The sequence below is a fragment of the uncultured Anaerococcus sp. genome (genome assembly GCF_963510575.1).
GTDB lineage: Bacteria > Bacillota > Clostridia > Tissierellales > Peptoniphilaceae > Anaerococcus.
The window spans coordinates 1-5,844 of the sequence record NZ_CAUPFR010000096.1 but is presented as its reverse complement, the minus strand read 5'-3'; the positions used below and the strand labels follow the sequence as shown (position 1 = coordinate 5,844).

General features: G+C 36.8%; 3 protein-coding genes. All 3 read right to left on the bottom strand.

Annotation, left to right across the window (positions count from 1 at the left end):
- Positions 1 to 73: 73 nt before the first annotated feature.
- On the bottom strand, positions 74 to 1,846 hold the full coding sequence (gene pyk / locus RQ907_RS07050) for a pyruvate kinase (RefSeq protein WP_311492671.1): 1,773 nt from the start codon (positions 1,844 to 1,846) through the stop codon (positions 74 to 76).
- Between the two features lie 8 nt (positions 1,847 to 1,854).
- Positions 1,855 to 2,814 (bottom strand): 6-phosphofructokinase, encoded by a 960-nt coding sequence (pfkA, locus tag RQ907_RS07045; protein WP_311482116.1) that lies wholly within the window; start codon positions 2,812 to 2,814, stop codon positions 1,855 to 1,857.
- Positions 2,815 to 2,823: 9 nt separating this feature from the next.
- A partial coding sequence (locus tag RQ907_RS07040; protein WP_311492670.1) for a DNA polymerase III subunit alpha occupies positions 2,824 to 5,844 on the bottom strand: 3,021 nt, incomplete at its 5' end.

Here is a 5,844-nt window from a genome sequence, read left to right as displayed (position 1 = left end):
AGCTTTTCAGGAGTTTCTGCAACTCCCCTCCCATCTTTTAGGATATCTCTTATATAGTTATCATTGTATTTCATTAGATTACTTTTGTTTCTCCGTTGTAGATTACTCCTCCTTTTGGGTCTACTGTTATGATTTGACCGTCTTGAACTAGGCTTTGTGCGCTTATGGCTCCTACTACTGCAGGGATTCCAAAGTGAACTGCTGCAACTGCTGTATGACTTGTTAGTCCACCTGTTTCTGTAACTATAGCTGATGCTTTTTCTATGAATTCTGTTATGTCAGAGTCAGTGAATTTAGCTACAATTATGTCGCCTTCTTCAAATTTGCTTTCAAGTTCTTTTCTAGTTGATCCTACTACAACCTTTCCTGATACTGATTTGGCACCTATACCAGTACCAGATGTGATGATATCACCAATTACATGAACTTTAATTAGGTTTGAAGAACCGCTTACGCCAAGTGGAACACCAGCTGTTACTATAGTTAGGTCGCCTTCTTCTAGGTAGCCTTCTGATAAGCCTCCAACTATAGCTCTTTCGATAAGTTCGTCTGTTTCGTGAGCTTCTTTAATTACAAGTGGATAAACTCCCCAAACAATTGATAATTGACGAGCAACGCTATCTGTAGTTGTTGCAGCTACGATTGTTGTTCTTGGTCTAAATTTAGAAATTACCCTTGAAGTATTACCTGATGATGTACAAGAAATAATAGCTTTTGCGTCTAGTTCTCTTGCGATTTGGCAGGTAGATCTGGCTATAGAGTTTGTTGTGTTTCTTCTTGTTATGACTTTTGTGTTGTAAACTTTTTCTATAAAGTCATCTGACAATTCTGTTGTGATACAGATGTCTTTCATAGTTTTAACTGCTTGTACTGGATATTTTCCACCTGCAGTTTCACCTGAAAGCATTACACAGTCAGTACCATCTATAATGGCGTTGGCAACGTCTGTTGTCTCTGCCCTTGTTGGTCTTGGGTTTCTAATCATAGAGTCAAGCATTTGTGTAGCTGTAATAACTGGTTTTGCAGCAGCATTGCATCTTCTAATGATATCTTTTTGTACTCCTGGTATTAGTTCTGTTTTGATTTCTATACCAAGGTCACCTCTTGCTACCATAATTCCGTCAGATGCTTCGATGATTTCTTCGATGTTATCCACACCTTCTTGGGATTCTATCTTAGAAATAATCTTTATATTTTCTCCACCATGGTTTTCAAGAACTTTTCTTATATCATAAACATCTTCTTTTTTACGTACAAAAGAAGCAGCTATAAGGTCGATTCCATTTTCTATACCAAATTTTATGTCATCAACATCCTTTGGAGTGATTGCTGGTAAGTTTGTTTTAGAACCTGGAAGGTTAACTCCCTTATGGTTTGAAAGTACGCCGTTGTTTTGCACCCTACAAACCACATCTGTACCATCTTTGATTTCTATTACTTCAAGTTGAACTAGGCCGTCATCTATGTAGATTTCGCTTCCTACCTTAACATCTTGAGGTAAGCCTTTGTGACTTACAGATACTATATCTTGGGTTCCCATAACATCTCTAGTTGTAAGGGTAAAAATATCATCTGGTTTTAGGAAGATTTCCTTAACATTATAGTTACCAGTTCTGATTTCTGGTCCCTTTGTATCTAGCATGATTGCTATTGGTTTGTTTAATTTTCTTCTTAATCTTTTGATAGTTTTTATTTTTTCTAAATGTTCTTCATGGGTACCATGTGAAAAGTTTAATCTTGCTACGTTCATTCCGTTATTAATGAGTTGTTCAAGTACTTCTGGTTTTTCACTAGCTGGACCAATTGTACATACGATTTTGGTTTTCTTTAAAATTTCTGGTTGCATTTTGTCTCCTATCTTGATAAGCTATTTGCCAAGTCATATAGATTTTCATCGAAAACTGATTTAACAGATGTAGCTTCTTCTATACTTACTTCAATAATTTGTCCATTTACATAACCTATAGCAAGGCCAGTTTTTTCTTCTGATAATAATTCAACAGCCCTAGAACCCATTGCAGATCCTAAAAGTCTATCAACTGCAGAAGGCGAACCACCTCTTTGAACGTGACCTAGAACTGTTACCTTTGTTTCGATTCCAGTTTTTTCTTCAAGTTCATTTGCAAGAGCATAAGGATCACCAACACCTTCAGCTAGGGTTATTAAATGGTGGAGTTTTCCTCTTTTTCTACCGTGTTCCATCTTAGCAATTATTTCATTAATTGAAAATTTATGCTCAGGAACGATAATGGATTCAGCGCCTCCTGCAAGACCTGAATACAAAGCAAGGTCTCCACAGTTACGTCCCATTACCTCTATTACAACAGCCCTACCGTGAGAGCTAGATGTATCTCTTAACTTGCCTATAGCATCTGATACAGTTTCTATAGCTGTAAAAAATCCTATAGTGTAATCAGTATAGCCCATATCATTATCTATAGTTCCAGGGATTCCAATTGTTTTGATGCCTAAGTCTGATAGAGCCTTTGCACCCTTAAAAGATCCATCACCACCAATTACGATTAGGCCTTCAATACCATAGTCAGCAAGGATTTGCGCTCCTCTTTTTTGACCTTCTGGTGTTTGAAATTCAAGGCTTCTAGCAGTTCCTAAGATAGTACCACCCTTGTGGATGATATCTGCTACTGATGAGATATTCATTTCGTAAATATCCCCCTTCATTAAGCCATCGTAACCGTTTCTGACACCCTTAATTCTCATTGATTTATTAAGTGCAGTTCTTACAGCTCCTCTAATGGCAGAGTTCATGCCCGGAGCGTCGCCACCACTTGTAAGTATACCTATTGTCTTCATTAAATCTCCTTATTTAACCTTAATGTTTTCTTTTCCAAGCCTATCTTCTAAAAGCTTTATTGTAGAATCATTAATATTAAACCACAATCTAGAATCTAGACCCACTAACTTTTTCTTATCTTCAAAATATATTTTAACAGGATTATTGCCTGAATTTGATATAAGTAAGCCTTTAATTTCATTATACTCTTTATATTTCATTTTTAGATATAAAGTTTTAAGATTTGCATTTTCTAGGTCAATAAATTCTGACGCTAATAATTTTACGTCACTTTCGTCAGTTTGCAATCTGCCTTTTGCAATTACAACGTTATCATCTTCAATTAATTTTCTATACTCTGTATATGTTTTAGGAAATATTACCATTTCAATATTTCCATACATATCTTCTAGCGATGCAAAAGCCATTAAGTCTCGTTTTTTGGTTGTAAGTTCTTTCTTATTATTGATAATACCTGCCATGGTCACAAATTTTCCATCAAGACTAGCTAGCCTATTTTCACCAAGTTCTTCCCTGTAATTTGTCGTAAAATTAACAAGGTTTGAAAGGGCAAGGCTCCTTTCGGACAAGGGATGCTCAGAAATATAAAAACCTAGAACCTCTTTTTCTAATCTCAACTTAACTTTTTTTGGATATTCATCAATATTTGGCATATCAATGTCAGTCTCTTCTTTAGAGCTTGCCATGTCCAACAAATTAATCTGACCTGTGACATTTATCTTGTTATTTTCGTGAACTGTATTTATGGCCTTTTCAAAAATTGCCATTAGCGAAGACCTAGTATAGCCCAGACTATCAAAGGCTCCTGCCTTAATTAGGGATTCTATTCCTTTTTTATTTAGGGCTCTTGAGTCTGTATCTTCAACCCTTTCCAAGAAATTTTTAAAATTAGTAAAAGCACCTGCTTCTTCTCTAGCCTTTACAATTGCTTCTATGAGGTTTAAGCCAACATTTTTTATTCCGGATAAGCCAAAAATAATTTTTTTATCTTTTACTTCAAAAGACCCATAAGATTTATTTATATCTGGCGCTAGGACTTCGATTCCTAGTCTTTTTGTTTCAGCAACATAAGCATAGAGTTTTCCAGTCTGATCCATAACAGATGAAATTAAATTTGCCATATATTCTTCTGGATAATAGTGCTTTAGATATGCTGTTTGAACCGCCACAAGCGAGTAGGCTGCAGAGTGAGATTTGTTAAAAGCATACTTGGCGAATGAAATCATTTCATCATAAATCGTATTTGCCGCCTGCTTATTCACTCCATTTCTCACTGCTCCTGGGATTATGACCTTGCCGTCCTCATCTACTTTGCCATTTATAAAAATATCCCTGTTTTCTTCCATGACTGCCATTTTCTTTTTAGACATGGCGCGCCTTAGGTTATCTGCTTCGCCAAGAGAGTAGCCTGCAAGCTTCTGAACAATTTGCATTACTTGTTCCTGGTAGACAATTATTCCGTAGGTTACTCCTAGAATCGGTTTTAATTTTTCATCTAAAAAACTAACGTCTGCAGGGTTGTTTTTGTTGTGGATGTATTTTGGTATCTCATCCATAGGACCAGGTCTAAATAGCGAATTTGCTGCGATTAGGTCATCGAAAACCGTTGGCTTAAGATTTTTTAGAAAGGCCCTCATACCAGCTGACTCAAATTGAAAAAGTCCGATAGTTTTGGCTTGGTTAAATTGTTTGATGACATTTACATCATTTACGTCAATTTTTCTTATATCTATATCAACACCATAATTTTTCTTTACGTCCTTAATGGTATCTTTGATAACTGTGAGGTTTCTAAGGCCCAAAAAGTCCATCTTTAAAAGTCCCAGCTCTTCAATCTCTGTCATATCAAACTGGCTTACTACCTGGTCGTTTGAAAGAGCTAGAGGGATTATATCTGTAAGTGGGTCTTTAGAAATAACTACGCCAGCAGCATGAATTGAGGTGTGGCGAGGAAGAGCTTCGAGTTTTTTGGCTGTATCAATTAGTCTCTTACCCTCTGCGTCCTTTTCGTAAGAAGCCCTAAAGGCGTCTGATTCTGCAAGAGCCTTGTCTATGGTCATTCCGATTGTGGCAGGGATTTGTTTAGCAATAGTATCTACCTTTCCATAAGCTATATCCAAAACCCTACCTACATCCCTAATAGCATTTCTTGCCTGCATCCTACCAAAGGTTACGATTTGCGAAACGTGGTCCCTACCATAAAGGTCATTGACATATTCAACCACCCTATCCCTTAAAACATAGTCGAAATCTATATCAATATCGGGCATGGATACCCTTTCTGGATTCAAAAACCTCTCAAAAATCAAATTGTATTTCAAGGGGTCAATCTGGGTAATATCTAAGGCATAGGAAACTAGAGATCCCGCCGCAGAACCTCTGCCTGGTCCAACGGCAATATCATTTTTCCTGGCATAATTTACAAAATCCCAAACTATCAAAAAGTAATCGACATAACCCATGGAATTTATAACATCAATTTCCATCTTTGCCCTATTTACAATTTCATCCGTAACCTCGTTATATTTTTGGGATATGCCTTCGTTTACTAATAATTTCAAATAATCTAAATTTGTAAGGCCTTCTGGGACTTTTGTATAATAAGGCAAATGTGGCTGATGAAATTTTATCTCAACCTGGCAACGGTCGGCAATTTTCCCAGTATTTTCGATTGCTCTTTCATAATCTTTGAAGATTGTCGCCATAGTTTCAGCATCTTTTAGGTAAAATTCCCTAGTTGGCATCCTCATCCTATTTTCATCCTTGATTAAAGAACCTGTTTGGATGCACAAGAGCACATCTTGGTAATAGGCGTCTTCCTTGTTTATATAATGGACATCGTTGGGTGCAACCATCTCTATCCCAAGTTTCCTATGAAGGTATTTTATTCCTTGGTTTACCTTTTTTTGCTCAGCCATGCCGTGATCTTGGACTTCTAAAAAGAATGAACCCTTACCAAAAGCATTCTCATACTTAAGAGCAGTTTCTTCTGCACCACCCATATCCCCTTCCAAAATTCTTTGGTTAAC

Bases quoted from the DNA above. Each gene is read 5' to 3' on its own strand.
- pyk (WP_311492671.1), bottom strand. From the start codon at position 1,846: ATGCAACCAGAAATTTTAAAGAAAACCAAAATCGTATGTACAATTGGT.
- pfkA (WP_311482116.1), bottom strand. From the start codon at position 2,814: ATGAAGACAATAGGTATACTTACAAGTGGTGGCGACGCTCCGGGCATG.